Origin of the sequence: Roseateles flavus, assembly GCF_039872765.1 — a bacterium.
Taxonomy (GTDB): Bacteria; Pseudomonadota; Gammaproteobacteria; order Burkholderiales; family Burkholderiaceae_C; genus Roseateles_B; species Roseateles_B flavus.
This window is the reverse complement of sequence record NZ_JBDPZC010000031.1, coordinates 1-5,245: the sequence shown is the minus strand read 5'-3', so window position 1 is coordinate 5,245 and position 5,245 is coordinate 1. Positions and strand designations below refer to the sequence as shown.

General features: G+C 69.5%; 1 protein-coding gene. It reads left to right on the top strand.

Annotated features, from left to right (window positions below):
• Positions 1 to 5,245: amino acid adenylation domain-containing protein (locus ABDJ40_RS24495; protein WP_347613705.1), on the top strand; the 5,245-nt coding region annotated here is incomplete at both ends.

Here is a 5,245-nt window from a genome sequence, read left to right as displayed (position 1 = left end):
AGCGCGGATGTACAGGACCGGAGATCTGGCGCGGTGGCTGGAGAACGGGGAGGTGGAGTACATCGGGCGCAATGACTTCCAGGTGAAGGTGCGGGGCTTCCGCATCGAGCTGGGGGAGGTGGAGGGGCATCTGGCGCGGCATGCGCAGGTGCAGGAAGTGGTGGTGGTGGCACGCGAGGAGGCCGGCGGGGAGAAGCGCCTGGTGGCGTACTACACGGGCGAGGCCAGCGTGGAGTCGCTGCGAGGGCATGCGGGGCAGGGGCTGCCGGCGTACATGCAGCCGGCGGCGTATGTGGGGCTGCAGGCGCTGCCCAAGACGCCCAATGGCAAGCTGGACCGGCAGGCGCTGCCGGCACCGCAGGGCGGGCAGGAAGGGGTGGCGCGGGGCTACGAGGCGCCGCAGGGCGAGCTGGAGGCGCAGCTGGCGGCGATCTGGGCGGAGCTGCTCAAGGTCGAGCGCGTGGGCCGTCACGACAGCTTCTTCGAGCTGGGCGGGCACTCCCTGCTGGCTCTGGGCCTGGTGGAGCGCATGCGCCGGCAGGGCCTGCAGGTCGATGCCAGAACACTGCTGATCTCGCCCACGGTGGCCGAACTGGCCGCCGGCCTGACAAGACCCGCTGACCTGGCCGATGAGCAGCCCATGGCCGTGGTGGACCGCAGCGGTCCGCTTCCCTTGTCGCTGGCCCAGCAACGTCTGTGGTTCCTGACCCAGTTCGAGGACGCGAGCCGTGCCTACCACATCAGTGGTGCCATGCGTCTGCGTGGACTGCTGGATGTCGACGCGCTGCAGTGGGCGCTTCAAGGCGTCGTGGAACGCCATGAATCCCTGCATACCTGTTTCACCCTGCGCCAGGGCGAGCCCGAGCAGGTCCTTAGGCCAGACCTGGCCTGCACGCTGGACTTCCGGGACCTGTCAACCCAAGCCCGGCGCGAAGCCCAGTGGGAGGCGCTCAGCCGCGTCCATGCGGAGCAGCCCTTCGATCTGTCACAGGAGCTGCCCCTGCGCGTGCTGCTGGTGAAGATGGGCGACGACGAGCACCTGCTGCAGGTCGTCATGCACCACATCGCCTCTGACGGCTGGTCCGTCGGCATCCTCCTGGAAGAGGTCAGCCGCCTCTACGCTGCGCGACTGCAAGGCCTGCCTTCCCCGCTGCCGGCCTTGCCCGTCCAGTACCTCGACTTCGCCGCATGGCAGCGTCAATGGCTGCAAGGCGATCGCCGCCAGCAGCAGACCGCCTACTGGAAGCAGGCCCTGGCAGGGGTGCCGGCCCTTCTTGAACTCCCCGTCGATCATCCGCGGCCCCTGCTGCAGGATCATTCGGGTGCCGTTCGCCGGGTGCAGCTGGATGCCACGCTGACGGCCTCGCTGCAGGCACTCAGCCGTCGGCATGGCGTCAGCCTCTACATGACGCTGCTGGCCAGCTGGGCCATGCTGCTGAGCCGCTTGAGCGGGCAGGACGATGTCGTGATCGGCAGCCCCATGGCGGGGCGTGACCGCCCCGAGGTGGAGTCCCTGATCGGCTTCTTCGTCAATACGCTGGCCCTGCGCCTGGACCTCTCTGGCGATCCCAGCGTGGCCCAGTTGCTGGCGCGCACCCGGGCGCAGGTGCAGGCGGCACAGCAGCACCAGGACCTGCCCTTCGAGCAGGTGGTCGAAGCGGTGCAGCCCCCGCGCAGCCTGGCGCACACGCCCCTGTTCCAGACCGTCTTCGCGTGGCAGAACACCCCGCAGGCCGAACTGGCGCTGCCTGGCCTGCAGCTGGAGCGGCTCGAGCTGGAGCGTCGTACCGCCCAGTTCGACCTGACGCTGAGCCTCAGCGAGTCCGCTGACGGTATTGCAGGCGACATCGAGTTCGCCACAGCGCTTTTCGAAGCCTCGACGGTTGACCGCTATCTGGGCTACTGGACCTCCCTGCTGCAGGCCATGGCGGCCGATGACAGCCAGCCGGTGGCGCGCCTGCCCCTGATGGGACCGGCCGAGCGCCGCCAGGTGCTGAACGACTGGAACGTGGTGCCGGCGCAGGCGCCGCTGACGCAGACGCTGCACGAGCTGTTCGAGGCGCAGGTCAGGCAGCGTTCGCAGGCGGTGGCCCTGGTGGATGGCGAACAGACGCTGAGCTACGGAGAGCTCAATGCTGAGGCCAACCGTCTGGCGCGCCATCTGGTGGGTCTGGGCGTGAAGCCCGAAGACGGGGTGGCGCTGTGCCTGGCGCGGGGCGCGCAGATGGTTGTGGCGTTGCTGGCGGTGCTCAAGGCGGGAGCGGCTTATGTGCCGCTGGACCCGGCGTATGCCTCGGAGCGCCTGGGCGCGACGCTGGCGGACAGCGCGCCGGTGGTGGTGCTGGTGGATGCGGCCGGGCGCGAGGCGCTGGGCGAGCATCTGCAGGCGGGCGCGAGGCAGGTGCTGGCGCTGGACGCGCCGCAGCAGGCCTGGGCCGGGCTGTCGGCAGAGGACCTGCCGGTGGCGCAGACCGGTGTGGGCCCGCAAAGCCTGGCCTATGTGATCTACACCTCGGGCTCGACGGGCCGCCCCAAGGGGGTGATGGTGGAGCACCGCCAGGTGCTGAGGCTGTTCCGCGCGACGCAGGACTGGTTCGAGTTCGGGGCGGACGATGCCTGGAGCCTGTTCCACTCGGTGGGCTTCGACTTCTCGGTGTGGGAGATCTGGGGGGCGCTGCTGCACGGCGGTCGCCTGGTGATCGTGCCGCAGGAGACGGCGCGCTCGCCCGAGGACTTCTACGAGCTGCTGTGCGATCAGGGCGTGACGGTGCTGAACCAGACGCCCAGCGCCTTCCAGCAGCTGGTGGCGGCGCAGGCGCGCAGTGCGCGGGAGCACCAATTGCGCTGCATCGTGTTCGGGGGGGAGGCGCTGGAGCTGCGCACGCTCACGCCCTGGTACGAGCGCAACGGGGACAGGACTCGGCTGGTGAACATGTACGGCATCACCGAGACGACGGTGCACGTGACCTACTGCCCGCTGCGAGCTGAGGATGCGCAGCGCAGGGGTCCCAGCCCGATCGGGCGGCGCATCCCGGACCTGAGGCTCTATGTGCTGGACGCGCAGCGCCAGCCGGTGCCGGTGGGGGTGAGCGGGGAGCTGTACGTGGGCGGCGCCGGGGTGGCGCGTGGCTATCTGAACCAGCCGCAGCTGACCGAGGAACGCTTCGTGGCGGACCCCTTCAGCGAGGAGGCTGGCGCACGCATGTACAAGACCGGGGACCTGGGCCGCTGGCTGGCGGACGGGACCATCGAGTACCTGGGGCGCAATGACTTCCAGGTGAAGATCCGGGGCTTCCGGATCGAGCTGGGGGAGATCGAGGCCAAGCTGGCCGCGCTGGGTGCGGAGGAAGCCGGCGACGTGGTGGTACTGGCCCGCGAGGACCAGCCCGGTGACAAGCGCCTGGTGACCTACTACACCGGCCATGCGACGGCGGAGCAGCTGCGGGCGCAGGCTCAAGCCACGCTGCCCAGCTACATGGTGCCGGCGGCCTATGTGCAGCTGGAATCGCTGCCGCTGACGCCCAACGGCAAGCTGGACCGCAAGGCGCTGCCGGCGCCGGACGAGCAGGCCTGGAGCCGGCGCGCCTACGAGGCACCGCAAGGCGAGGTGGAGACCACGCTGGCGGCCATCTGGGCCGAGCTGCTGCAGCTGGAGCGCGTGGGCCGCCACGACAACTTCTTCGAGCTGGGCGGGCACTCGCTGTTGGCCGTGCAGCTTGCATCGCGGCTGCGGGAGGCCTGTGGCGCCGAGCTGCCCCTGAATGCCATGTTCGAGCAACCGGTGCTGTGCGATATGGCGCAGCAGGTCCTGCTCGGACCGGACACGCAGGATCCGCCCCTGCAGCCGGTGAGCCGCCAGGGCGAGCTGCCGCTGTCGCTGGCACAGCAGCGGCTCTGGTTCCTTGCCCAGATGGAGGGCGCCGCCGGCGCGTATCACATCAGCGGCGCTGTGCGCCTGACAGGACGGCTGGACATCGACGCGCTGCGGCGCGCCGTGCGGCGCATCGTGGCCCGCCACGAGACCTTGCGCACGCACTACCGCGTCGTGGAGGGCCAAGCCTGCCAGATCATCGCCCCCACGGCAGAGCCGCAATGGAGCGAGGTGGACTTTCAGGGCTCCGTCGATTCAGGCGTGCTCGAAGCCCATGCCGCACAGCCCTTCGATCTGGCGCAGGGCGCGCCTTTGCGCCTGCTGCTGGCGCGCGTGGGCGAGCAGGACCATTTGCTGCAGCTGGTGATGCACCATGTGGCTGCTGACGGTTGGTCGATTGCCGTCCTGCTCGGGGAGCTCAGGGCCTTCTACAAGGCGGAGCTGGAAGGCGGACTGGATCCGCTGCCTCCCCTGGTCATCCAGTACGCCGACTTTGCCAGCTGGCAGCGCCGGATGCTGTCGGGCGCCAAGCTTGAAGCCCAGGGGCAGTACTGGCAGCGGACGCTGGCCGGTGCACCCACGCTGCTGGAACTGCCCTCGGATCGTTCCCGTCCCGAGCGGCAGGACTACCGGGGCGATTCGATTGAGGTGCGGCTTGACGCGCGCCTGGTGGCCGGTCTCAGGGCGCTCGGCCAGCGCCATGGTGTCACGCTGTACATGACAGCGCTGGCCAGCTGGGCCATGCTGTTGGGTCGCCTCGCCGGGCAGGATGATGTGGTGGTGGGGAGCCCTGTGGCCGGACGCCAGCGCCTGGAGGTCGAGCCGCTCATCGGCTGCTTCGTCAACACCCTGGCCTTGCGCGTCGATCTGGGCGGTGAGCCTTCGGTCGCCGAGCTGCTGGCCAGGACCCGGGCCCAGGTTCTGGCAGCGCAGGAGCATCAGGATCTTCCCTTCGAGCAAGTCGTGGAACGGGTCCAGCCGGCCCGCAGCCTTTCCCATCCTCCCCTGTTCCAGCACATGCTGGCCTGGCAGAACACGCCGCCTGGGGAGTTGAACCTTCCGGGCCTGTCGGTCTCCAGCGTCGATGTGGCGCAGAAGACGGCCATGTTCGACCTGACGCTGAGCGTGCAGGAGCAGGAGGACGAACTCGTCGGTGCACTGGAGTACGCCACCGCCCTGTTCGAGCGCCGCACTGTCGAGCGCTTCCTGGGCTACTGGCAGCGCCTGCTGGAGGCCATGGTGGCTGATGAACAGATGGCGGTGGGGCGGCTGCCGATGCTGCCGGCGGCGGAGCGCGAGCAGGTGCTGCGAGGCTGGAACCAGACGCAGGAGGCGCTGCCGCTGGATCGCTGCGTGCACGAGCTGATCGAGGCG